23 protein-coding genes are annotated in these 26265 nt (G+C 41.4%); 11 read left to right on the top strand and 12 right to left on the bottom strand.

What is annotated here, in order from left to right:
• Nucleotides 1-66: 66 nt before the first annotated feature.
• Together phnX and phnW are read right to left on the bottom strand one after the other, a co-directional pair.
• Nucleotides 67-909 carry a phosphonoacetaldehyde hydrolase gene (gene phnX, locus BT797_RS00340; protein WP_075470816.1) on the bottom strand — a complete coding sequence of 281 codons (843 nt, stop codon included), beginning with the start codon at nt 907-909 and terminating at the stop codon, nt 67-69.
• Nucleotides 910-1021: 112 nt separating this feature from the next.
• Nucleotides 1022-2128 carry a 2-aminoethylphosphonate--pyruvate transaminase gene (gene phnW, locus BT797_RS00335; RefSeq protein ID WP_139291613.1) on the bottom strand — a complete coding sequence of 369 codons (1107 nt, stop codon included), beginning with the start codon at nt 2126-2128 and terminating at the stop codon, nt 1022-1024.
• 280 nt (nt 2129-2408) lie between these two features.
• Here phnW and BT797_RS00330 point away from each other — a divergent pair, with 280 nt between their 5' ends.
• The 5 genes from BT797_RS00330 to BT797_RS00310 all read left to right on the top strand — a co-directional run bounded on the left by BT797_RS00330 (nt 2409) and on the right by BT797_RS00310 (nt 8155).
• Entirely contained in the window at nt 2409-3416 is a 1008-nt protein-coding gene (locus BT797_RS00330; RefSeq protein ID WP_075470799.1) for a putative 2-aminoethylphosphonate ABC transporter substrate-binding protein, read from the top strand.
• A 227-nt stretch (nt 3417-3643) separates the two neighbouring features.
• Entirely contained in the window at nt 3644-4750 is a 1107-nt protein-coding gene (locus tag BT797_RS00325) for a putative 2-aminoethylphosphonate ABC transporter ATP-binding protein (protein ID WP_075470797.1), read from the top strand.
• 1 nt (nt 4751) lies between these two features.
• Nucleotides 4752-6473: a putative 2-aminoethylphosphonate ABC transporter permease subunit gene (locus BT797_RS00320; RefSeq protein WP_045108820.1), complete on the top strand. Its 1722-nt coding sequence runs from the start codon at nt 4752-4754 to the stop codon at nt 6471-6473.
• 14 nt (nt 6474-6487) lie between these two features.
• A complete protein-coding gene (phnR, locus tag BT797_RS00315) occupies nt 6488-7192 on the top strand; it encodes a phosphonate utilization transcriptional regulator PhnR (RefSeq protein ID WP_045112364.1) in 705 nt (234 codons plus the stop codon).
• Between the two features lie 129 nt (nt 7193-7321).
• A complete protein-coding gene (locus BT797_RS00310) occupies nt 7322-8155 on the top strand; it encodes a mechanosensitive ion channel family protein (protein WP_045108819.1) in 834 nt (277 codons plus the stop codon).
• Between the two features lie 108 nt (nt 8156-8263).
• Here BT797_RS00310 and BT797_RS00305 read toward each other — a convergent pair whose 3' ends face one another.
• From BT797_RS00305 to BT797_RS00285, 5 genes are all read right to left on the bottom strand, one after another.
• Entirely contained in the window at nt 8264-8773 is a 510-nt protein-coding gene (locus BT797_RS00305) for an aminoacyl-tRNA deacylase (RefSeq protein WP_045112363.1), read from the bottom strand.
• Nucleotides 8774-8866: 93 nt separating this feature from the next.
• On the bottom strand, nt 8867-10033 hold the full coding sequence (locus tag BT797_RS00300; RefSeq protein WP_045108818.1) for an ABC transporter permease: 1167 nt from the start codon (nt 10031-10033) through the stop codon (nt 8867-8869).
• Complete coding sequence (locus BT797_RS00295) at nt 10026-11234, bottom strand: ABC transporter permease (protein WP_244534084.1); 1209 nt, start codon at nt 11232-11234, stop codon at nt 10026-10028. Before BT797_RS00295 ends, BT797_RS00300 begins: the two co-directional genes overlap by 8 nt.
• Before the next feature lie 9 nt (nt 11235-11243).
• Nucleotides 11244-12242 (bottom strand): HlyD family secretion protein, encoded by a 999-nt coding sequence (locus BT797_RS00290; protein ID WP_045108816.1) that lies wholly within the window; start codon nt 12240-12242, stop codon nt 11244-11246.
• Entirely contained in the window at nt 12243-13613 is a 1371-nt protein-coding gene (locus BT797_RS00285; RefSeq protein ID WP_075470795.1) for a TolC family protein, read from the bottom strand.
• 411 nt (nt 13614-14024) lie between these two features.
• On the opposite strand from BT797_RS00285, the gene prmA reads away from it, so the two are divergent.
• The 3 genes from prmA (at nt 14025) to fis (ending at nt 16513) form a co-directional block, all read left to right on the top strand.
• The gene (prmA, locus tag BT797_RS00280; RefSeq protein WP_045108814.1) at nt 14025-14906 is read left to right on the top strand and encodes a 50S ribosomal protein L11 methyltransferase; all 882 of its coding nucleotides are present in this window, start codon (nt 14025-14027) and stop codon (nt 14904-14906) included.
• 326 nt (nt 14907-15232) lie between these two features.
• Nucleotides 15233-16198: a tRNA dihydrouridine synthase DusB gene (dusB, locus tag BT797_RS00275; RefSeq protein WP_170860696.1), complete on the top strand. Its 966-nt coding sequence runs from the start codon at nt 15233-15235 to the stop codon at nt 16196-16198.
• Nucleotides 16199-16213: 15 nt separating this feature from the next.
• Nucleotides 16214-16513, top strand: a complete 300-nt coding sequence (gene fis, locus BT797_RS00270; protein WP_045108812.1) for a DNA-binding transcriptional regulator Fis — start codon at nt 16214-16216, stop codon at nt 16511-16513.
• Between the two features lie 99 nt (nt 16514-16612).
• Here fis and BT797_RS00265 read toward each other — a convergent pair whose 3' ends face one another.
• The 5 genes from BT797_RS00265 to tsaD form a co-directional block, all read right to left on the bottom strand.
• Nucleotides 16613-17614: an LPP20 family lipoprotein gene (locus BT797_RS00265; RefSeq protein WP_045108811.1), complete on the bottom strand. Its 1002-nt coding sequence runs from the start codon at nt 17612-17614 to the stop codon at nt 16613-16615.
• Nucleotides 17615-17688: 74 nt separating this feature from the next.
• Nucleotides 17689-19197, bottom strand: coding sequence for a COG3014 family protein (locus BT797_RS00260; RefSeq protein ID WP_045108810.1), 1509 nt, complete (start codon nt 19195-19197; stop codon nt 17689-17691).
• A gap of 9 nt (nt 19198-19206) precedes the next feature.
• Complete coding sequence (locus BT797_RS00255; protein ID WP_045108809.1) at nt 19207-19809, bottom strand: penicillin-binding protein activator LpoB; 603 nt, start codon at nt 19807-19809, stop codon at nt 19207-19209.
• Between the two features lie 54 nt (nt 19810-19863).
• Nucleotides 19864-20355, bottom strand: coding sequence for an LPP20 family lipoprotein (locus BT797_RS00250; protein ID WP_045108808.1), 492 nt, complete (start codon nt 20353-20355; stop codon nt 19864-19866).
• Nucleotides 20356-20547: 192 nt separating this feature from the next.
• On the bottom strand, nt 20548-21591 hold the full coding sequence (gene tsaD / locus BT797_RS00245; RefSeq protein ID WP_045108807.1) for a tRNA (adenosine(37)-N6)-threonylcarbamoyltransferase complex transferase subunit TsaD: 1044 nt from the start codon (nt 21589-21591) through the stop codon (nt 20548-20550).
• Between the two features lie 195 nt (nt 21592-21786).
• Between tsaD and rpsU the strand changes: the two genes are divergently transcribed.
• The 3 genes from rpsU (at nt 21787) to rpoD (ending at nt 26100) form a co-directional block, all read left to right on the top strand.
• Nucleotides 21787-22002: a 30S ribosomal protein S21 gene (gene rpsU / locus BT797_RS00240; protein ID WP_006032380.1), complete on the top strand. Its 216-nt coding sequence runs from the start codon at nt 21787-21789 to the stop codon at nt 22000-22002.
• A gap of 276 nt (nt 22003-22278) precedes the next feature.
• Nucleotides 22279-24018, top strand: coding sequence for a DNA primase (gene dnaG, locus BT797_RS00235; RefSeq protein WP_045108806.1), 1740 nt, complete (start codon nt 22279-22281; stop codon nt 24016-24018).
• A 249-nt stretch (nt 24019-24267) separates the two neighbouring features.
• A complete protein-coding gene (gene rpoD / locus BT797_RS00230) occupies nt 24268-26100 on the top strand; it encodes an RNA polymerase sigma factor RpoD (protein WP_045108805.1) in 1833 nt (610 codons plus the stop codon).
• Nucleotides 26101-26265: the final 165 nt, after the last annotated feature.

Genomic DNA, 26265 nt, shown 5'->3' with positions numbered 1-26265 from the left:
TATTAACTTTAACCATTACCAAGACGCTTCAATTACTAGCGACGAATTAGAGGCTAAAGACTACGATTATGGACGTTCGCCAGCAGCTAAACGTGCATCAATGTCTGCCACTACTTGTGGTAGCTCTGCGATGGTATCAATCAAGTAATGCGCGTTAAATGGCGTGAAACGGTCACGGGCTTTTTCACGTGATAGGTGTAACGTCGCTTCGTCAGCCGCAAGGTATTCTTCGAGTGTAAGACCCGCTTCGTTACCCGATAACAATAAACCTACCGTCCACATACCGGCATTATGACCTTCTTCAATACCCGGTGCTGAGTCATCAACCTTGATACAAGCACCAACATCAGTAACAGCCATATCAATCACATTTTTAAGTACCATGTGCGGTGCAGGACGGCCACCAGCTGGTAAATCATCAGTAGCCACAACACAATCTGGTACATAACCTTTTGCAGCAGCAACAGGGATCAATTTGTCCATCACCACACGCGGATAACCAGAGCATGAACCAATTTTAACACCTTGCTGTTTTAAGTCATTCACCACATCTAGAGCATGTGGAATTGGGTCAGCATGTTCGCCGACTTTAGCGATTTGCAATGGCATAAATGTTTCATAAATAGCATCGATATCCGCGGTGCTGATCATTGACCCAAACTGGGCTTGCCAACGTGCTGCAACGTCAGGTAATTCAGATACAGCTTTAATGTGATCCCATTTACCTAGACCCATAGGTACACGCGCTTCCGCTAAGCTAATATCAAAATCATATTGCGATTTAAATGCCGCAATAAAAATAGTTGTCGGTGCAAATGAACCGAAATCAACAATAGTGCCCGCCCAATCAAAAATAACGGATTGAACATGATTAAGTTTTACTGATTGATCTTTTACGATGTTAGACATAATAATATTTTCCAAAGTAAGTTTTGTTAATAATAGTGTTAATGACTTTACTAAAATTTGTTTGACTACAATTTATCTACTAACAATGCAGTTAAGTATGACAATATTTATCTCATGCACTTAATTCCCAATATTTGGCTATTTCCATCGCCACTAATAAGCGCTGGATATCACTTGGATGTACATCTCCAATATTACCGATACGGAAACAGTCAGCGTTCGATACCTTACCTGGGTAGATAACAAAACCTTGCTCTTTAAGACGGTTATAAAATTCTTTAAATTGGTAATCACTGTGCGTTGGAGAGTAGAATGAGGTAATAATTGGTGAGTGTAATGACGCATCTAACAAGGTATCAAAACCCAGCTTCGCCATACCTGCGACTAAGGTCATTTGGTTTTCTTGATAGCGTTGATGACGAGCAGCAATACCACCTTCTTCTTCGAGCTCTAATAACGCTTGGTAGAACGCGCGCACGGTATGGGTTGGTGACGTAAAGCGCCACTTACCGCCATTGGTTTCCATGCAATGCCATTGGTCATACAGATCCAGTGACAATGAACGTGCTAATCCTTTACATTTTTCCAGTTCCACTTGACGCGCAATAACAAAGCCAAACCCTGGTACACCTTGAATGCATTTGTTAGCAGAACTGATCAGGAAATCAATCCCCAGTTCAGCTACATCCAACGGGATGCCGCCAAAACTCGACATTGCATCTAAGATCACGATCTTACCGTATTGCTTAGCTAATTTTGTTACATCATCAATTGGATTTAGCATGCCCGTAGTTGTTTCACAATGCACAATCGCGACATGAGTAATGCTGGCATCTGCAAGTAGTTTAGCCTCAACGTCTGCGATATTTGGTTGGGCAGTTTCACCCGGCGAAATTACATCACAAGCGATATTTAAGTAATCTGAAATCTGAGTAATACGCGCACCGTAAGCACCGTTATCAACCACCAGCAGCTTGCCATGTGCTGGAATCACACTACCGATTGTCGCTTCTATCGATGCTGTACCACTGCCTTGCATCAATACACTTGTATAACCCGCTTGTTGGGTTGCTAGTTGAACAAGCTTAGTGCGGATAACTTCAACAATGTCTTTATTATATTCATCATCCCAAGTACACCAATCTTTTAGCATGGCTTCTCGTACGCTTGCAGTAGTAGAAAGTGGACCCGGTGTTAGTAATAAATATTCGTTTTTCATCTCAGCTTCCATTTGGACTATACCAGTTTGATATAAACTCTAGCAGTGGATCGCTAGCTTGGTAAATAGCCCAACAGCAGAATTCATAAAAGCTTCATATTCAGCTGGATTCTAAATAAAACGCCAAGGCCATTAATTAAAATATAAAATAGATCAATTGCTTAATTAATTAAATTGACATCAATCGGTCATATTTTTGTCACAAAATCGCTCTATCATCGTATTCAACAAATCTGGTACAGACCAGAATCAACCGTTAATAATTTTTGGAGTTACACGAATGAAACAACGTTGGATTATAGGTTCTATCGCGGCCTTAGGTGCCTTATTCACTGCACCAGTATTTGCCGCAGAAGAAGTGGTGGTTTACACTTCATTTGAAACGGATGTATTAGCGAAATACAAGGTAGCCTTTGAACAAGCGAACCCAGACATCGAGATCAAATGGGTCCGAGATTCAACCGGTATCATGACGGCAAAATTACTTGCCGAAAAAAATAACCCGCGTGCAGAAGTGATTTGGGGACTCGCAGGATCATCAATGGCACTGCTTAAAAAAGCTGGCATCCTGAAACCTTATTCACCACAAGGCGTCGAAAACCTACGTTCTAGCATGATTGATCCAGAAGCAAATAAAGCTTGGTACGGTAATGATGCTTGGTTTAATGCTATCTGCTTTAACGAATATGTGGCCAAACAATATAATCTACCAAAACCGACATCATGGGATGACCTACTCAAACCTGTTTACAAAGGTCATATCGCGATGCCAAATCCAGCGTCATCGGGCACAGGTTATATGCAAGTATCAGCATGGTTACAAACCATGGGTGAAGATAAGGGTTGGAGCTACATGACCAAGCTGAATGACAATATTGCGCATTACACCCACTCAGGATCTAAACCTTGTGTACAAGCTGGCATGGGCGAAGTCGCGATTGGGGTATCGATGGCATTACGTGGCGCGAAACTAAAAAACCAAGGCGCACCACTTGACGTGATCTTACCTGCCGGTGGTATTGGTTGGGAATCAGAAGCGGTTGGCCTCGTTAAACTATCAGCAGCAGCCAAGCGTGTTGTGGATTGGTCAATTTCAAAACAAGCTAATGAATTATATAATGAATCTTATGCATTAGTCGGCCATAAAGATGTCAGTAAAACCGTGAAAAACTACCCAAATGTACAAAAAGCGATGGTTGCGATGGACTTTAGTAAAATGGCCAATGATCGTAAAGATGTACTGCATACATGGTCAGAAAAATTCGATTCAAAATCTGAAGCAAGATAATCGTTAGTTGTGCTAATTAAGCATTAAAATTAACAAGCTAGGCGTTATTTATAACGCTTAGCTTTATCTTTTATAGCCAATTATTATCCGCATAAACAAGACTAATATTTCGTTATGAAATATTATAAATAATTGTAAATACTACTAAAAACACTCCAACTGTCATCAAACTGTCACTAATGCTGCCTACCATACTGGTATAGTCCAAATAACTTATGAGTAGCCAGATGAACACGTATCTCAACATCAATAATCTTGTTAAAAAATTCGGTGGTTTCACTGCATTAAACGATATTTCCTTGCAGATAAACCAAGGCGAGTTCATCTGTTTTTTAGGCCCATCAGGCTGTGGGAAAACCACGCTATTACGCGCTATTGCCGGGCTTGATTTAGCCACTTCAGGTTGCATTTTACAAGACGGTAAAGACACCACTTTCTTGCCGCCAGAGAAGCGCGATTTCGGCATTGTATTTCAATCATATGCACTATTCGCCAACCTAACAGTTGCCGAAAATATCAGTGTTGGTTTACACAACCAAGGTAAATCAGTGGCCGAAGCAGTGGACATTGTTAACCATTGGTTGGGGATTATTGGCTTAGCTGATTCCGCGCCCAAATACCCGAACCAACTATCAGGCGGCCAACAACAACGCGTTGCACTGGCACGTGCATTAGCGTTATCACCGGGATTATTACTGTTAGATGAGCCACTTTCGGCGTTGGATGCCCAAGTGCGTGCTCATTTACGTGATGAGATCCGTACCCTGCAACGTAAACTCGGTATTACCACGATAATGGTAACCCATGACCAAGAAGAAGCTTTAGCGATGGCAGACCGAATTGTGGTCATGAATCACGGCGTGATTGAACAAGTGGGTACCCCACAAGAAATTTACGATAAACCAGCCTCACGCTTTGTCGCTGAATTTGTCGGGAACATGAACTTCATTGCCAGCTCTGTGATCAGTGATCAGAAAATCCGTATTGCTGACACCCTACTACCAAAACCAAAAGAAACGTTAAACCGTGGTGACATGTTTGACTTAGCTGTACGTCCTGAAGACATTCAATTTAGTGACGATCCGCAAGATTTACCCATACAAGTAAAAGCAATGGAATTCCAAGGGACTTATGTGCGAGCAGAGTGCCAACTAACGGGTAATATGAATGCCCCTATGATTAAAGTTGACGTACCGATTCGAGAAGTAAGATCACTCGGTTTAATCACTGGTGAATTCCGCCGTATTCGTTATAGCGACAATTACACCCATATATTTCCACGTAAACAAAGTAACTCATCAATCAGGGTAAACACACAAGCGGTAGAGGCTTAATATGGATACGAGCATCAATAAAAAGCTGACTACGCCAAATTATATACAAAAACTCACATTAGCGTTTAGCCGAGATAGCGCCATTCTTGCCAGCATTTTAATTATCTTAACCGTGCTGATGGGCTTTTTCATTTTAGCGCCTATGTTCAGCATGTTTGCCAAAAGCGTCCAAGATATTGATGGTGATTTTATTGGTTTAGCAAATTTCACTGCATATTTTGCATCCAGTGCTATGCTCAACTCGATTGCAAATACAGTCACGGTGGGATTAGTAACAACAGCGATCGTTGGGCTATTAGCATTTAGTTATGCTTATGCATTAACCCGTAGCTGCATGCCATTTAAAACCTTATTTCAAATTATTGGCTCGGCGCCGATCTTAGCACCATCATTATTACCAGCACTGAGTTTAATTTACTTATTCGGTAATCAAGGCATTGCCAAAGAGTTACTCGGTGGAGCATCCATTTACGGTGTTGTCGGTATCACCATCGGCCTAACATTCTGGACCTTCCCTCATGCGCTAATGATTTTAACCACTGCATTACGCACTTCCGATGCCCGTTTATATGAAGCCGCAACCGTATTAAAAAATCATCCGGTCAAAACATTTTTCATGGTGACACTGCCCGCAGCAAAATACGGCGTGATTAGCACACTCATTTTAGTATTTACCTTAGTCGTGTGTGATTTTGGTGTACCCAAAGTAATTGGTGGCAGCTATAACGTACTAGCAACAGATATCTTCAAGCAAGTAGTTGGTCAGCAAAATTTTGCCATGGGTGCAGTAACCAGTGTGTTACTACTATTACCAGCAGTACTGGCTTTTGCCATTGATCGTCGCGTACAGCGTAAACAACAAAACCTATTTGATTCACGCTCTGTCGCTTACACACCCAAACCAGATAAATTGCGAGATGGTGTCTGCTTCTTATTCTGTAGTACGATAGGCTTGGCGATTATCACCATTATCGGCATGGCAATATACGCATCATTTGTCACATTCTGGCCATGGAACTTAACATTAAGCTTTAACAATTATAACTTTAGTGAAGTGAGCACCTATGGTTGGTCCCCTTACTTTAACTCATTAACGTTAGCAAGCTGGGTTGCTGTTATCGGTACGGTAATTATTTTTATTGGGGCCTACGTGATTGAAAAAGGCCGTGGTTTTGAACCAATACGTCAGCTATTACAAATGATCACCATTATTCCAATGGCGGTACCAGGTATCGTATTAGGCTTGGGTTATATTTTCTTTTTTAATGATATAAATAATCCACTTAATGGCTTGTATGCAACCATGATCTTACTGGTGGTTAATACCGTGGTACATTACTACACCGTTGGTCACATGACAGCATTAACGGCGTTAAAACAATTACCAGCAGAGATAGAAGCGATTTCAGCATCGATAAAAATGCCACAGTACAAATCATTCTTTATCATTACACTGCCAATTTGTACACCTGCGATTATGGATATTGCCGCCTATTTGTTTATCAATGCGTTGACCACCACATCAGCCGTTGTATTCTTGTATGCGACCGATACCATTCCAGCATCCGTGTCAGTATTAAATATGGATGATGCCGGACAAACAGGTTCTGCGGCAGCGATGGCAGTGATGATCTTAATCACCGCGGCGATAGCTAAAGTGATTCATTTAATTGTGGCATCGTTTATCAATAAGCGAACTCAAGCTTGGCGTCAACAGCATTAATAACAGAGGCTTTTGTGCAATATCTAAAAATTAAAGAAGAAATCCTACAACAAATCGAATCGGGATTATTAACCTCAGGACAAAAGTTAATGTCAGAACGCAAACTTGCAGAAGCGTTCCATACTACCCGCGTGACACTACGCGAAGCATTGTCTTTATTGGAATCTGAAGGTCGGGTATATCGTGAAGACCGTCGCGGCTGGTTTATTTCCCCTGAACCATTACGTTACGATCCAACCAATACCACCAATTTTCACAACCTTGCCCTTAGCCAAAAGCGTATTCCGAAAACAGAATTGCTCAGTGCCACCATGGTACCTGCCGATAAACAGATTGCGCAATTATTACAAATAGCACCACAGACTGAAGTGATCCGTATTCATCGAGTGCGTTATTTAGATGAACGCCCGGTTGTTCTCGTGACAAATTATGTATTACCTGAACGATTACCGAATTTACTCAGTCACGACCTATCAGCATCATTAACCGATATTTATCAGCAACACTACAATACGCTTTATCAATGCACTCATTATCGTATCCGTTCATCGTCATTAATTGCCGATACCGCCGCGCCTTTACGTGCGACATCAGGTTGTGCAGCCATGTATATAGAACGAGTGAACTATGATCAACATGGTCAGTTACTCGATTGTGATCTGGAGTATTGGCGCCACGATGCGGTAACGATTGAAGCACAAGCCATTCGCCAAAAATAAATATTAATAATAAACCATGTCAATGATTAGAAATAATGTAACATATCAATAAAGGTCGACTAATATAGTCGTAGAATAGCCTATGCTGTATATGTATATTTAACACTCTAAATGATAGGAACCTCATCCATGGAATATCTTGAAAAACTACTCGAGCAAGCGCCTGAGCTTGCCACTATTTACGGTACAAAAATATTGTTAGCGTTAGTCATTTTTATCGTCGGTAAATACCTTGCTGGCGTAATGAAAAAAATAACCTCAAAATTACTATTAAAACGTGATATAGATGATACGGTAGTCTCTTTTATAAGTAACATGGCATGGTCGCTAGTATTTATATTTACTATCATTGCCACCCTTAGTCAGTTTGGGGTGCAAACAGCCTCTCTGGTCGCGATTGTCGGTGCCGCGGGTTTAGCGGTAGGTCTTGCTTTGCAAGGTTCACTTTCCAACTTTGCTGCGGGTGTACTTATCGTTATCTTCCGTCCTTGTCGCATCGGTGATTACATTGAGGCTGCGGGTGTAGCAGGTACAGTTGATGAAATTACTATCTTCTCTACACGTTTAATCACACCGGATAACAAAGTTGTGATCGCACCGAATGCCGCAATCATGGATGGTACAATTACTAACTATTCTGCATTAGGTAAACGTCGTTTAGACCTTGTAGTTGGCGTGTCGTATGACGCAGACATTAAGCAAACGAAAGCGATCTTAATTGATGTTATTAAAAACAACGAATTTACCCTACAAGATCCAGATTACACAGTCGGTATCCTAGAATTAGCGGATTCATCAGTAAACTTCGCTGTACGCCCTTGGGTTAAAACTAGCGATTACTGGGGTGCTTATTTCAGCATGCAAGAAGAGCTTAAACTTGCACTTGACGCTGCTGGTATTGCGATCCCGTATCCACAATTAGACTTGCATGTACAAGGTAATCCAACACCACCAGCAAGCTAATGTTTGGTCATAGATAGTTTTTGATAGATTCTTTAGTGTAAACAAAAATGGGAGCCAAATATGGCTCCCATTTTTATTCCTATTCATCTTTGTAGCAATCGATATCACTCAGAGGTCACGACGTTCAAATAACGGCCCTTCTTTAAAGCTATACCCGCTAATATGGCTATGCGGTAAACTGCCCACCGCTTTGCCAAACTGGCGTTTATCTAAATTAATTAGATTCATGTGATCACCCGATTCAATAAACAATTGTTCCTGTTCAAACAACGTATCATCCACTAGCATATCCATACCATAAATCTGCCCGAGTGAGGGGATAGCCCCAGGTTCACAATCTTGAAATAACGTCGCTAATTCATGCTCTGCCAATAAATAATACTGCTTTCCTGTTTGCCGGTTAATCTCACCAATTAATACATGCTTGTTTGCAGGTACTACAGCCATGAGATAATCGCCGCCAATGTCACGTAAAATGACCGCTTTAGTGACTTGTGAACTGGGAACGTGTGCAGATAGTGCAGAATTAAATGAACTTGCCGTGTGACGATGCTTAACTAAACTAAAATCGATATTGTGACTAGCCAAGAACTGGCCAACTTTGGTTGCCATACTCATTTCAGCCTCCATAAAATACTCTTTCAACAAGCAAAGTATGGAAGCTAAATCGCCACAACGCGAGTTAATCACCGCATTATTTAACGAATGATATTAAACTGCACTTATTCTATATTTACGCTGTTTGTAACGCAGTAAAATAATGGCTAATAGTGCATAGACAAACCCTTGGATTAACAATTGAGTTTGAAAGTGCCTTACCATCTCAAAATTGGCGCCCATTTGATTTAATTGCAACAAACCTTGGATAGCGGCGGTACTTGGGAATAATTGCGATACTGCAACGAGCCAAGTTGGAATTTCACTCACAGGCCAAACAAAACCACTACTGAACAATACTGGCATTGAGCTAAATAAGATAACCTGCGTCGCCGTTTCAGCTTGGTTATACAATTGCCCTAAGGCTACCCCAAGACACACAACGGCCAACAAGAAAGGGACCAGTAGCTTAAGGATATCCCATGCTGCCGCCAGGCGGTTAACACCATAAATATCCAATGCCAAACCAAAGTAATACAAACTAAATACCAGATACAAGCTGAGGAACACACAGCTGCGTGCTAGTAACAATAATGTCGGTGACGCGGTTAACCAATAGCCTTGTTCTTTCGCCCTTGAACGTTCGTTTTGGCTGCCAGATAAGATACCACTGCCAATTAATAACGTTTGCTGCAAGATCAGAATAAACACCGCTGGCACCACATAATCCAAATAACCATTTACCTGATTAAACACAGGTTGTAGATTTAACGAAGCGGGCTGCCACTGTTGCTTGGCTAACAAGATATTTTCTTTATCAACCGTTAATCTCACCACTTTAATCTGCGCTGATAATGTTCCGCCCGCTTTCAGGATCCCCGATGCGATGGTCGAATACGTCATAAAGTAAGTAGCATCACCACCTAGCGATAAGGTGACCGCTTTTTTCATCAATAAATCACGGCGGAAATGTTCAGGAATAATTAAGAACCCTTTAATTCCCCCTTGCTCAATTAACGCTTCAGCATCCCTGACAGAATCAACTTGACCAGTAATACGGGTATCAGGACTGGCATTAACCATGCGTATTAATTCGCGACTCATCGAACTGCGATCATAATCAATAACCACTATTTCAGCATTTCTTGATACTTGCTGAGAATACGGTAACGGATACAAGATCGAGTACATAATAATGCCACCAAATATAGTCAACAAAATACTACGGTCGGCAAAAATACTTTTTATTTCGAGTACAACAAGTGCCAAGAATTTATTCATCTTCATGCCCCATTGCTGGTTTGTTTTCATTATTCAAAACGGCGAGATCACGATGACGCTTAATACGAAATATTGCCACGACGAGTGTCAATACAAAGAAGCCTAATGACGTGAGTTGCGGTAACAAGGTCATAAAGTCTTGCCCGTAATTAACCTGCCCTATTTGCAACTGCATATAATGTGTAATCGGTAATAACGAACGCCATATTTGTGCTAACTGCGGCATACTTTCGGCTGGAAATGTCACCCCCATAAATGCAAATGCAGGCGCAGAATAGGCCGCGCCCATACTAATTGCTTGAGTCAAGTTCATAGTTAATGTAAAGATAAATAATGCTATCGCTTGCCCCGCTAATACCCCTGCGACCAGAATTAACAATAAATACCCCCAATTACCGTGCATGGGTAAACTTAAATAACCGTAAAAGAAACTTAAAAATAATAAACCATGGACAACAGAAAGTAAGGTATAGGGTAATAACTTGCCAATCACAGCACTAACGACGGCACCATCCGCACGCTGAAACCAGTTATTTTGGGTATTGTTTTTATATTCCAAGCCAAATGCCAACAGCACCGACACCAAAATAAAGATTTGCCATAATGCAGGAACCGCGGCTGTGACTAAGAAAGGTACATAGTTAGTTGACGTATTATAAAGTGGGTTAACTTGCGTTGAGATCGGCGCAACGGCCCCTTTAATCACAGCGAGGTTCCCCCCACTTGCCAACGTTTTAACTGCATCAATTTGTGCCGTAAACGTAGCAAAGGTCTTCGCCATATTCGACGATACCAGCTTACCAATTAATACATACTGCGCATTGTAGAAAGTACTGACTTCCGGAGTCATCGCGAGATAAATTTGCTTTTCAAACTCACGCGGAATGTGCACAACTGCATACACCTCACCACGCTGCATTAATGCTTTACCTTCGGCAATATTTGTCAATTGAGCTGTCACAGCAAGCGAAGGACTGCCATCAATATAACGCACCAAACTGCGTGACAATCGGCTGTGGTCTTGATCAACAACCGCGACCGCAAGATCACGTGGAATACCCTGTGAAAAAATAGCATACACCAACAACATGCAAGCAATTGGTAACCAAGTCACCAGTGATAGTTGCCATTTCGATGCCAATATAAGCTGGTTTTCCCGCTGCCAAACCGCTTTGACCTGAGTAATAAATAAACTCATCATCAAACCGACTTACTGCGCAGTCGCTGACGGAGCCAGCTCAACTAATACACTCATACCGACACGTAGATCAGCAATAGGCTTAACAGGTCTTGCTTCAATTTCAAAAGTACGTAAATCGAACCCTTTCGCACTGTCTGTCGAGCGCCACGTCGCATAATCCCCCATCACTGCAATATGAGATATTTGGTATTGGTATGTCCCCTCACCTAATGCAGGAATTCGCGCCGTTAATAACGTGCCTTTTTTCAACCGTGGTAATAAATCCTCACGAATATTAAATACCGCCCAGCTATCGTTAATATCAACAATACTCACCACAGGAAAACCAGTCGGTGCAAGCTCACCCTCTTTTAATAATATCTGTACCACTTCACCATCACGCTGTGCGTATTGTTTAGTATCTTTAGTGTAAGACTCGACTTCAGCAACCACACCTTCCGCCATACGCTCTTGTTCGATAGCCGCTTGTTTGGTTTCTTTACGCGCCCCTTCTTTAGCCATTTGATAACCTTGATAGGCGGCATTTTGAGTATATTTAGCTGCTTGCCACTTGGTGTAGACTTCATCGCGTTTTTGCTCAGGCAATACCCCGTCTTTATAAAGATTATCAACTCGCTGATAGGTTTTTTCCATCAACTCCGCTGCCGCTTGAGCTTTTTTCCACTGATCGTTAGCCGCAATAATTTGCTGTTCACGAGCACCTGATTCAGCTTGCTTACGCATCGCACTTGCCGCTGAACGACCCGCTTTAGCTTGCGCTAACTTCGCTTCTAATTCAGGACTCGCCAATGAAAAAATTAATTGCCCTTGGCTAACCAGTTCGCCTTTTTTTACATCGACCGAGGCAATACGCCCAGGGATCTTAGACGATATATTGTATTGCTCGGCTTCTATTTGACCTTGTAGCAATATATTTTTCGGCTCGTAAGCACTATTAAATTCAAATGCCAGCCAACCGATGACAGCTAGTGCGACTACAGCAATGATGCCTGTTTTAACGTTACTCATTTATTTAACCTCGATACCATTGATTTGTAGATAGTCCATAAAGCGATCGATATCGCCGCTAACAGATAGTAATTGTGCAAGTGATTTAACATAGTTATAGCTTGCAGACAGACGCTGAACACGAATACTCGTTGCATATAACTGTGCATCCGCCATTTCCAGTGATGTTGATAGACCTTGGCTAAATGCCTTTTGGCGCAGCACCACAGTTTCTTCTGATAACGCTAGGCTCGATGCCAAAGAATTATACTCTTCTAACGCTTGGCTCATTTCGGCATAGGTTTTTTCCACTAGAATGGATAAATCTTGCTGCATTTGCATTTGTAATAAGTTCACCCGACGTACTGAACTTTTTGCTGCAACGACTTCTTGCGAAGTACCTGAACGCTCTATAATAGGAATACGAACACCAACGCCGACCATCCATTCAGGTACCGATTGGCCCATAACAGAATCATCGGAATATAAATTATAATTACCGTACAGCATCACTTCTGGTAAATGCTTAGCGGAAGCCATTTCAACCATGCCTTTCGCTTGTTCTCGTTTGGCATTTAAGATCGCAATACCAGGATGGTCTGTTAATGTTTTGCTTAAGTACGGCGTAACAGAAGTAATACTATTATTCACAAATAACGGCGTGGTTGGTAATACCGAATCTTGCTGTTTTAACATCTTGGTTAACGCAAGTTTGGCAATTTCATAATCACGTAGCGATTTTTGCGCTTCAATTTGCGCTTTGTCTAACGAGACTTGCGCCATTAGTCGTTCAACTTTGGCTATTTGGCCTTGCTGTTCTAATTTGATCGCGTGATTAAGGTGATCGGCTAAAGCATCCACCGCATCGAGACGAACTTGATACACTTGCTCAGATAACACCACCCCAAAATAATACTGCACCAATTGCGTAAATGTCGCACGCGTCGCTAAATCATAATTACTTTCCGCTTCACTCACTTGTGCTTCACGAATATCTTGTGCCGCGGTAATTCGACCGCCAGTATAAATCGGCAATACTGCATTCAATGAAGAATGAGCAACATTTTGATTCGTTAGGGGGATACTATTAGGGATCATACTCGCGTAAGCGGCTAAAGGAGTTGCATTTAATTTAGCCTTAACCTCAGATATATCGACTTCTATCGGTTTATTTAAATGAGTATATGAGCCCGTAATATCAACATTCGGCAAATAGAGCGACTTAGCCGCACTCTGTAATGCTTCAGAGTGCTTCACTTCTTCTTTTTTTGCTTGCAATGCATCATTTTTCTGTACCACTTGATACCAAGCTTCAGAAAAATCGATAGCAGCTGCTTGTACATTACAACTCAATGCAATGGCAGAAATAACGCCATAAAAGACTGTTTTCATACTTTATTCCTAAAATCACGCCGTTGTGGCATAGCCCGCCAATATCACTTAATTAACTAATCCATTAATATCAAACAATTAGATGACGATGGGTAATATTTTTAATAACTGTACACACGGTCACGTTTATACAACAACAACTAAGAGTAGAGTTTATACTCTAAAAGTAGAAGACGAAAGATAACGATGAATAACCAAAAACGAATGATAACGCATAAATTTGTTGATAACTATGTCAGTGTTAGACTAATTTTAATAACTCTTAGCCCATAAGCGCACAGGTGCAGATGTTAATGCGTCATAGTTGGGTCTATAAAAAAACGTAAAATTGCATTTAATTATCATATTCCGATGGTGTCTTATGACTTAGGTGCGTACAATTATGCCCACGAAATAACTGAGAGAAAATCGATGCCTTGGATCCAATTAAAAATTAATGCTAACGAAGAAACAGCTGAGAAGATAAGCAACATGCTATCTGGCGCAGGAGCAAGTGCTGTCACATTCATGGACTCACAAAATACACCAATCTTTGAACCACTGCCGGGTGAAACACTGCTTTGGGGTGATACAGATGTAACAGGTTTGTTTGATGCAGATAAAGACATGCAGCCAATCCTCGCTTTCTTAGCAAAAACCAAGGTATTAGGTCCAAATTTCCGCTATAAATTAGAATTATTAGAAGATAAAGATTGGGAACGCGAATGGATGGAAAACTTTCATCCAATGCAGTTTGGTGAGCGTCTATGGATCTGCCCAAGCTGGCGCCCAGTGCCAGATGAAAATGCCGTTAACGTCATGCTTGATCCAGGTTTAGCATTTGGTACTGGTACCCACCCGACTACCGCCTTATGCCTAACATGGTTAGATGGCCAAGATTTAGCTGGTAAAACCGTTGTCGATTTCGGTTGTGGCTCTGGTATCTTAGCAATCGCAGCACTTAAGCTCGGCGCAAAGCGTGTAATAGGGGTAGATATCGACCCACAAGCTATCTTAGCAAGTCGTGATAACGCTGAACGTAATGGCGTTGCAGACCAAATTGAATTATATTTACCTGCTGATCAACCTGAAGGTATCAAAGCTGATATCGTGGTTGCAAATATCCTTGCAGCACCACTACGCGAATTATCAGGGCTTATCGTCAGCTTCTTAAAACCTGGTGGTAAACTGGCATTATCGGGTATATTGGATCACCAAGCAGCAGAATTGAACGAAATTTATCGTCAGCACTGCATCATGGATGAACCAACATTATCTGATGAGTGGGCACGCTTAAACGGCCAAATAAAATAGTATTAGCCATGCCGTTTATTCTACATAAGCAAATTTAAAAACGAGGCTTGTGTAGATAAAATAAACAGTAAGTACGTAAAAAACGTGCGAACAGTAATTAATCAGGCTAAAATGCAAGCTATCTTAATTTTCCGTTCAACCTATGTGAAAATTGAATAATAAGTAATTTAGCTCGATTATCTGTTGTTATAATTTGATTTTGAGGTGTTTTTTTTACTGTTTAATGATTTTAACTAAAAAAATATTCAATAGTCTAATTATTAACCTTTTAACTCGGGTGAAAAATGCGTAACATACGCCGCCTTAGAGCAAATGAGCCGCAACAGATGAAAATAGGTCCTTATCTTCTGGATAACCAACTATTCTTGGCTCCAATGGCTGGTGTTACTGATCGTCCCTTCCGTCAACTTTGTCGTGAATTGGGCGTTGGTATGGCCGTGTCAGAGATGTTATCGAGTAACCCTCGAGTTTGGTCTTCAGAAAAATCGCAACAGCGTATGGATCATGCTGGCGAAACCGGGATCCGTTCTGTGCAAATCGCAGGTGCAGATCCAGCGTTGATGGCAGCAGCCGCGCAGCATAATGTAAAAAATGGTGCGCAGATCATTGATATCAACATGGGTTGTCCTGCGAAGAAAGTGAATAAAAAAATGGCTGGGTCTGCATTAATGCAACACCCAGAGCAAGTGAAACTGATCTTAGACGCAGTAACGAATGCGGTTGATGTACCAGTAACACTAAAAATACGTACAGGTTGGGATCCTGAAAATCGCAACGGTACACAGATAGCTAAAATCGCCGAGCAAGCTGGAATTCAAGCCCTCGCGGTTCATGGTCGTACTCGCGCTTGTCTGTACAAGGGCAATGCAGAATACGACACTATAAAAGCGATTAAAGCTAGCATTAGCATTCCTGTGATCGCAAATGGTGATATCGATAGCCCAGAAAAAGCTAAACAGGTACTTGAGTACACGGGTGTTGACGGTCTGATGATCGGACGTCCAGCTCAAGGTAATCCTTGGATTTTTCGGGAAATAAATCACTATCTTAAAACAGGTGAAAAATTACCCGTGCCAACTGCTGACGAAGTTCGCCGAGTCATTTTGCAACATGTCGAAAACCTACACCAGTTTTACGGTGAGTTTAAGGGGGTTCGATTTGCGCGCAAACACGTCGGTTGGTACATACAACACCAGACTAATGGTGTTGAGTTTCGTAAAAGCTTTAATGCATTGGAGAGTTCTACCGAACAACACCTTGCATTAATGAAATATTTTGATGATTTAAGCTAACGAGAAGAGCAATATATGTTTGAACAAAATCTGGCTCCTAGTGCCCTAACAACTACTGCAACCGTGCAACAAGCTGAGCAAATTGTACAGAAACCATTACGTGATTCTGTCCAACAAGCACTACGAAATTACCTTGCACAATTAAATGGCCAAGACGTAGAAAACCTTTATGACTTGGTATTAGCAGAAGTTGAAGCGCCAATGCTAGATATCATTATGCAGTATACTCGCGGTAACCAAACCCGCGCAGCTGTGATGATGGGCATCAACCGTGGTACTCTTCGGAAGAAACTAAAACGTTACGGTATGAACTAAGCGTCATTGTCATAACGTAGTGTAATAAAAAGCCAGCCCTGATTTATCAGGGCTGGCTTTTTTTATACACAAAATAAGATGTGGCATATAATGAATAAATTATATTTCCGGCGTTAATACTTGATATACATAATCTGGTAATGCCGTACTCAACTTAGTCGCTAATCGTTGTTCTAATAATTGCTTACTTTGTGCTGAGATCTTAAATGGCCAACGTTTATTACTAATACTGCGGTTGCCATCCATCACATTCAATACAATGTTTCCACGTAGCCAGTACCACGCCTGACGTTGCTCTACAGCGCCTTTATCAAGTGTTAATACTAATTTGTATTGGCTATCATCTTTTAGCTGTACGCCAACCTCTGATGCCCCTCCTTGCAAAGATAATAATGCTTGATCATCTGTGGCCGACGTTGAAAATGATAAAGCAGCTAAACGGCTTTTAATCATCTGCGTTAAGGTTTCTACCGAATATTCAACATTGATATCATTCCCCGTCACAACACGTAAATTATTATTATCATTTAAGCGTGTGATTTGACGCTGACGCGCAGTTTCTAATGAACTAAGGGCAATCAAAGGGTTCGGTGCTTGCTGCTCTGCATATTTCACTGCCGCGCTTGTTTGCTCATCTGCTGCACGTATTGACTGCATAAATAATGCCGCAGCTGGTGCTTTCTTCATGACAGCGAGACTAGACTGTTGACCACTAATCGGATCCTGCCAGCGCTCGACAATACGGGTGCCTTGCAGTACTTGCTGCGCTTGCGTATTTACAAAACGAGATAAGGTTTGCTTATTATCGACCTGACGAATAGTACTGCCACTAGCATTACTTTGGCTGATACTTGCTTCGCTAAAATCAATACTTTCATCAGCAATCGATACTTCAAAAATTTTAGCTAAATTAGCTAATGCACGATTATCTGCCACACTGGCCGATTTCGCTTGACCAGACGCGGTTAAATAAACGTTAGCAGGATAGTTAATATCTGCGCCATCTAACCAAGTTGGACGTTCAGGGGTACTACTACTACACGCACTCATCAAGATTGCAGCAGCAGAAATTAAACTAGTAGAAAAGAATTTATTTATCATATGTTCGAGTCCTGTAACAAGCCGTTACTGAACGCTAGCCCACATTAAATACAGGACCAGCAATTCATGAATAACTAAGGTGATAAGGTGTAGTATGCCTTTTTAGCGGCACTTGAATAAAATAGTAAAACAGTTTTACCCGGCTTCAATACCAAAGGCTTCGCACCAACAACAACCGGAACATCGGTAATATTCGTCATTGCTACCGTCTCTGAACTCGGGTCATCCATACTAACAAGGTTATCTTTATCATCAGCAAGTGTTGTATTTGACTGCGGTAAACTAAACCCGTTGTCAGATTCTGCGGCACTATTGGCAACCTTATCGGTAATACTTGCGGTTGCATTAACTAATACAGGTATAACGGGCGCAATATCAGTAACAGATAAACCTTGAGTCAGGCTCGGTTGTTGTAAATAATAAGTGCCTGGTTCCAATGCTAAACGTTGTACTTGAATACTCGCCGGTAACATATTCCAGCTACGTACATCAGCCATTTCACTGACCATGCTAGTAATATTCAATAACAAGGTCGCTAATCCATCGTCGTCATTTTTCTTCACTTCATGTAATGCAGTTTGTTTAATAATAACCCGTGCTAATGCTGCCGCATATATATCAGCAGATTCAGCATCAAGATCGGCACGTGCTAATAAGTTTACATCATCAAATATTTCAGTTTCGGCCGTTTTACCAAGTACGCTAAAATGCCAAGGTACAGGCTTAACATAATGATTGTCATAATAAGGTAATGCCAAAGAAATGTTATAGCCCAGATTTGGTGCATAAACACTTAAATAACGTTGTTGCTTCGCTGATACAACACCGCCCCAATACACTAAAACCAACTGGCTTTTATTGCGAACAGGCGACTTCACATCATGGCCAAATTTTTTCACATATTTAGCATGTTCAGATTTGAGCTCTAATTGCTTTGACGCAAGCAGTAAGCTGTCTTGCAATACAAGTGGTATCGTAATCTTACTGGTTTGCATTACTTGGTAGGCTTGGCGATAACTGATCATGGCATTATCGGTTTCACCGCCAAGTTCATACACCAAACCACCCAAATAATAGCTACTTGATACGAGTCCTGATAATCCATTTTCAGGTAAGCTTTTGGCTAATTCTTGCATCTGCAATACTTCAACCCGCGCACCATCAAGATCATCTTCCATCAAGTAAGATAAGATCAATAACTGCTGTAATAACATGCGTTCGCTGGCTGTGCTGGTATAACTACGTAATGTTTCATTGACCGTTACAGCACCAATATTTTCGCTAATACTTAACGCTTGCAACTGATTTATCTCAGTTTTAGCGGCTTGCAATTCACGAATACCCCCCGCAAAATCACCATTTACAGCACGTAATAAGCCTAATGTCAGTTTATATTGGGCCAAGTCACGCTCGGGGTACTCCCGTTGCGCTACCTCGGTCAACACCTGGCTGGCATTACCATTATCTAGCGTTTGTGCCAAATCATTAAGTTGATGCTGCTGCAACGAGCAGCCTTGCAACAAGCTAAATGCGATAATCGCGAGATAACGCCGCGAACGTAAGAATGTTAATACAGCTTTCATTACGACCTATTAATAACGTAGTTTACCGTTAGACACGAGTTTCTTCAGTTTCTTCTGACCAACCCATACTTTACGGTTATCCGCTAGGCTGATTAGGCTTAAATCAACTTGGTAATAACGTACTTGGTCGCTAGATGCAGTATCAATGATGGTGTTGATCTGACCTTTTAGAATAAAGTCTGCACCTTTCTCTTGGCCTGCTGCATTACGTGTTGATTCAGACGCATTTAAATCTTGGTCAATACGTTCTTCACGGATCTCGCTACGTTCATCACTTGATGCAACAAACTCAACACGACCACTGTTAATTAACTCACGTTCCATTTCATTAACAAATGTTTTGGTATTAATATGTTCATGGCTTAAATTACGCACTGTACCCACGATCACAGCAGGTGCTTTACCTGTTTTTGCCGCGAAGTTGCTATACCAAGGACGCGCAAGCGCATCACTGATCATTTCCTGCGCTACCATCTGTGAATCAGTATCATTCCAAGCACCACTTAGATCCACAGTTTGACCCGCATCAATACGCTCTACAGAGGTACTACAGCCGGCTAATAATGTCGAGACTAAGATCGAGCCTAATACTAATTTGAATAACTTATTCATTGCTATTTTCCTTTCCAATTTGACGAACTACTATTAATAACTTAATAAATACGCTTACTGTTTTGGTGCTAATGCAGCAGCACGCTTAATTGCCGCTTCAAGATCAGACAAGTCTAATTCTGCAAAGGCATATATATCGCCATTATCAGGGTTCTTCCAACGACCAATAATTTTCACGCCATTCAGTGCTAATTTCGTTTTAGCTTTAATTTCGCGCTCAACATTTGCGCTTACTTCACCATTGGCCGCAGCAGTATAATCAGCCTGCATCGCATCAACAGATGTCGCTAGGATACGCGCTATTTCGGCACGTGCACGATTATCTGCAACAGATTTTTGTAAAGATTCGTCAGCAATGCCATTTGACATTCCTACACCGTGTAATAAACGGCCAGAATCATTTTCAACTGCTTGTGTTCCGATATTAACCCAATCAGGTGCGCCACTAACACCTAAGTCGCTGTCAATGCTAGTTTGACTAGAACATGCTGATAATAAAGCCATTATTCCGGCCGCGACAGTAACTTTCAATGCTGCTATTTTCATGATTAACTTATCCTTAAAAAGTGTTTAGATAATATATCGTATTATAATTTAAAATAATATTTAACCAAATACGCTCGCGCACCCAATACGCAGATATAAAAAAACCAGACTACCTACCGATAGTCTGGTTTATGTTGTTCAGATTTACCGATATCGGTAAGTATGACAACTAAAAAATCAAATAGTTATGACTTATATCGCATCCATTTGATCTAATGGCCAACGAGGACGAGCAGTGATCTCTAAACTGTCATCACCACCGTGACGTAGACGCTGTAAACCGGCATACGCGATCATCGCGCCATTATCAGTACAAAACTCAATACGTGGATAAAATACTTCACCGTTTTGCTTATCCATCATTTCAGCTAATTTTATGCGTAAATATTTATTGGCACTTACACCACCAGCAACAACCAGACGTCTAATCCCGGTTTCTTTAATTGCCCGTCTTAACTTAATCGAAATGGTATCTACAACCGCTTCTTGGAATGCAAACGCAATATCTGCACGGGTTTGTTCATCGACACCGTCAGCACCCGCTTCTTCTGCTAACTTCTTTTCTTTAGCAATCGTATTCGCCGCAAATGTTTTTAACCCCGAGAAACTAAAGTCTAAACCAGGGCGATCAGTCATTGGACGTGGAAACTTGTAACGTCCAGCAACACCATTATCTGCTAACGCTGATAATCTTGGGCCACCAGGATAATCTAAACCCAGCAACTTAGCTGTTTTATCAAATGCTTCACCGGCAGCGTCATCAACTGATTCACCCAGTAATTCATATTGACCAATGCCATCAACACGTACGATCTGAGTATGACCACCCGACACTAGCATCGCTAAGAAAGGAAAATCAGGGGTTTGCTCTTCGAGCATTGGCGCTAACATATGACCTTCCATATGATTAATACCTAATGCCGGAATATCCCACGCATAAGCGATACTACGACCAACTGTCGCCCCCACCATTAATGCACCAACCAGTCCTGGCCCAGTTGTATAGGCAATGCCGTCAATATCATCTTTAGTACAGCCCGCTTCTGCTAATGCGGCTTTAATCAGTGGAATAATTTTACGCACATGATCACGTGACGCTAATTCCGGAACCACACCGCCATAATCAGCATGCAGTTTTACTTGGCTATAAAGTTGATGAGCCATTAGCCCTTGTTCATCACAATAAATTGCAATGCCGGTCTCATCACATGATGTTTCTATTCCTATTACGCGCATTTTATTCATTCACCTTATGTATGACTGCACAATAGTACCTGCGCTATACTTATTTCTCCAGCGCCAAATTATTGCGCTTTACATTTAATCATGTTCTAGAGTACAATTCGGCACCATTTTTATAGAATTGCTATAAAAATTTTTTTAGGTTCCAGATAACTTGGAACCATTAAATCCTTAAGGTTGGAAGAAAACATGCCAGTAATTAAAGTACGTGAAAACGAACCGTTTGACGTTGCACTACGTCGTTTCAAACGCTCTTGCGAAAAAGCAGGTATCTTGTCTGAAGTACGTCGTCGTGAGCATTACGAAAAACCTACTACAGTTCGTAAACGTGCTAAAGCAGCAGCTTCTAAGCGTCTAGCTAAGAAATTGTCTCGTGAAAATGCACGTCGCGTACGTCTATACTAATCTCTATTAGTATAACTACTGTATGCATTTTAGGCTTATCTTATTGAGCAAGTTTCTAACTTAATCAGCTGAAGATAACGCCTATAAACAAGCCGTGAACTCCTAGAGTCACGGCTTGTTTGCTTTCAACGCTCATAAAATTTATTATCCTAGTCTTATAACGATCACAGTACATAACTGATTTATTCACAATAATAAGTCACATATTTACTGTAATTGTAATTGTTACTGTAATTGCTATTATCAATCACCTTCATACTCATTAATTAGGTACATATGGCCGGTAGAATACCTCGCGACTTTATCGATGGCTTGATAGGTCGAGCAGATATCGTAGATATCGTCGAAAAACGCGTAAAGCTTAAAAAAGCAGGTAAAAACTACCATGCTTGCTGCCCGTTCCATAATGAGAAAAGCCCTTCTTTTACTGTCAGCCAAGATAAACAGTTCTACCATTGCTTTGGCTGTGGTGCGCACGGTAACGCCATTGGTTTTTTAATGGAATACGACAACCTTGAGTTTGTCGACGCCATTGAAGATTTAGCGGGCTTTTACGGTGTAACAGTGCCGAGAGAAGAAGGTGGTAATAATAACGGTCCGACAGCACCCGAGCGTAAAGATTATTACCAGCTATTAGAAAGTGTCACTCGTTTCTATCAGTACCAGTTAAAAGAACACCCAAATAAACGCGTCGTTAATGACTATTTGAAGCAGCGCGGATTGTCTGCCGAGGTCATTAAAAAATACGCTATTGGTTATGCAGCCCCTGGTTGGGATAATGTATTAAAACGCTTTGGCCGTGATAAACACACCGAAGAACAGTTACTCACCACCGGCGTATTAATCGAAAACGAAGGCCAGTCACGTCGCTACGATCGTTTTCGTGAACGCGTCATGTTCCCGATCCGTGACAAACGTGGTCGTGTAATTGGCTATGGTGGCCGTGTATTGGGTGATGAAAAACCAAAATACCTCAACTCACCAGAAACGCCGATCTTCCATAAAGGTAAAGAGCTTTATGGGCTATATGAAGTACGCCAGGCTTATAAAGAGATCCCACAAATTGTCGTGGTTGAAGGTTATATGGACGTGGTGGCATTGGCTCAGTTTGGAATTGATTATGCAGTCGCGTCACTGGGCACATCGACATCTGGTGATCACATGCAGACCTTGTTCCGCAATACCAATGAAGTGATCTGTTGTTACGATGGCGATAAAGCCGGTCGTGCTGCTGCATGGCGTGCGCTCGAAAATGCCTTACCGCAATTACGTGATGGTAAAGATCTCAAATTTGTATTTTTACCCGATGGTGAAGACCCAGATTCATTGGTTCGTAACCAAGGTAAAGATGCACTTGAGCAACTTTTTAAAGACGCACAGACCTTGCCAGACTTTTTATTCAGTCGCTTAAGCCAAGATATCGATACTCATACCGATGTAGGACGCAGTAAATTAGCCAGCCAAGCCAAACCGCTGATTGAAAAAATGCCTGATGGTTTCTACCGTGGTATTGTATTAAAAAAATTGGCCCGTTTCTTAGCTTGGGATGAAGCTAAGTTAAATAAACTATTTACGACGGTCGCTGTCACAAAACCAAGTAAAAAAGCGCTCCAAATAACACCGATACGCCGTGCGATTGGTTTATTATTACAAAATCCCCAGATCGGTTTTAACTTACCGATATTCGATGATTTAAAACAATTAAAATTACCCGGTATTAATATTTTATTAAAATTATTAGCACAAACAAACAGTAGCGATCAGATCAGCACCGCACAATTATTAGAATATTGGCGCGATACACCGGAGCAGAAAGCACTAATAAAACTAGCTGTTTGGGATCATGGCGCAGATGAAGCGGTCGAAGCAGAGTTTTTCGATACTTTATTTGTTCTTTCAACACAAGTCATCGAACAACGTTTCAGTGAACTACAATTGAAATTAGCGCAAGGTGGATTGACTAAAGCTGAGCGTTTGGAATATAAAAGTATTCTCGATGAATTAAAATCATCATGATGCTTGAAATATGATCCATTAAACCCCATTTAATGAACTAACAAAAAAGAGTCGAATTAAATCGATTTATAACACTGAGTTAAAAGCTTTCGCCTAATATAACGTGATAAAAGTTAAAATTACGCGCATTTTGACCACATAATTATACCAACAAGTAGAAAAAAGCACCGTTTAGCACTATACTGCTTTGTTTGCGCAGTGCTTTTGCGTCTGTATCTTTGAACCACGTCACCGGAGTGGAAGTATTCTATGGAATCCCCTCAATCACAATTAAAACTTCTTGTAGCTAAAGGTAAAGAACAAGGTTACCTAACATATGCAGAAGTAAATGATCATTTACCACAAGATATTGTGGACTCAGATCAGGTTGAAGATATTATTCAAATGATCAATGACATGGGTATTCAAGTGCTAGAAACAGCACCTGATGCAGATGATTTGTTGATGGCAGAAAATACAACGGCACCAGATGACGATGCCGCAGAAGCTGCAGCCGCAGCGCTTGCTTCTGTAGAATCTGAAATTGGCCGAACTACCGATCCTGTACGTATGTACATGCGTGAGATGGGTACCGTTGAATTATTGACTCGTGAAGGCGAGATCAAAATTGCCAAACGAATTGAAGAAGGTATCTATGCGGTACAAACTGCCGTTGCAGAATACCCTGAAGCAATTAACTCGTTATTAGCTGAATATGACAAGTTCCTTGCTGAAGAAACACGTTTAAGTGACATCATCACTGGTTTCATCGATCCAAATGCAGACGATGTAGCACCAACAGCAACACATATCGGTTCAGAAGTTCCAACCAAAGAAACTGACTCTGATAATGCTGACGATGATGACGAAGAAGAGGAAGAAGGCAACAAAGGCCCAGATCCTGAAGAAGCAGCTGAGAAATTTGCCGAATTACGCAAATACCATACTGCATTACTGAAAGGCATTAAAGAAGACGGTTTAGAACACCCGAAAACACGTCTTCACGTTGAAATGCTAAGTGAAGTATTCCGTACTTTCCGTCTGATCCCAAAACAGTTTGATCGCATTGTAAATAGCATGCGTGACATGATGGATCACGTACGCGTTCAAGAACGTCTTGTGATCAAGATGTGTGTTGAACAATGCAAAATGCCAAAAGCAGCATTCGTTGAAGCATTTGCTGGCCACGAAACTGACATAGCTTGGTTTGAAAAAGCACAACAATCAGCGGCACCTTATGCGCAAGCATTACAACGCATCGACTTTGACGTACGCCGTTGCATTAACAAATTAAAATTAGTAGAAAGTACTACAGGTCTGTCTATTTCACAGATCAAAAACATCAACCGTCGTATGAGTATTGGTGAAGCAAAAGCCCGCCGTGCGAAAAAAGAAATGGTTGAAGCGAACTTACGTCTAGTAATTTCAATTGCAAAAAAATACACCAACCGTGGTCTACAGTTCCTCGATTTAATCCAGGAAGGTAACATCGGTCTGATGAAAGCCGTAGATAAGTTTGAATACCGTCGTGGTTACAAATTCTCGACTTACGCTACATGGTGGATCCGTCAGGCAATCACACGTTCTATTGCTGACCAAGCGCGTACAATCCGTATTCCAGTGCATATGATTGAAACAATCAATAAACTGAATCGTATTTCGCGTCAAATGCTGCAAGAGATGGGCCGTGAAGCAACGCCAGAAGAATTGGCTGAGCGCATGATGATGCCAGAAGATCGTATTCGTAAAGTATTGAAGATTGCTAAAGAGCCAATCTCAATGGAAACGCCAATCGGTGATGATGAAGATTCTCACTTAGGTGATTTCATTGAAGATACAACGCTCTCTTTACCAGTTGACGCTGCAACAAAAGATAGCCTTAAAGGCGCGACAGACGACGTACTAGCAGGCCTAACAGCCCGTGAAGCTAAAGTACTGCGTATGCGTTTTGGTATCGATATGAATACAGACCACACACTTGAAGAAGTGGGTAAACAGTTCGATGTAACGCGTGAGCGTATTCGTCAAATTGAAGCAAAGGCATTACGTAAATTACGTCATCCTAGTCGTAGCGAACAGCTTCGTAGCTTCTTAGATGAATAATTGAGCAGTTAGCGGGTTTCTTGTCTAAGTTATTGAATATAGCCTAGACACGCAGAAAGTATACTTATATACTTTCTGCATCTTAAGACGTCATAAAGAACGTTCGAGAGATCAGGGCCCTTAGCTCAGTTGGTTAGAGCATCCGACTCATAATCGGCAGGTCCG

It is taken from the genome of Moritella viscosa (assembly GCF_900120065.1).
In the GTDB taxonomy this organism is placed as follows: Bacteria; Pseudomonadota; Gammaproteobacteria; order Enterobacterales; family Moritellaceae; genus Moritella; species Moritella viscosa.
The sequence above is the reverse complement of the archived record's forward strand: the minus strand, read 5'-3'. Positions and strand labels throughout refer to the sequence as shown.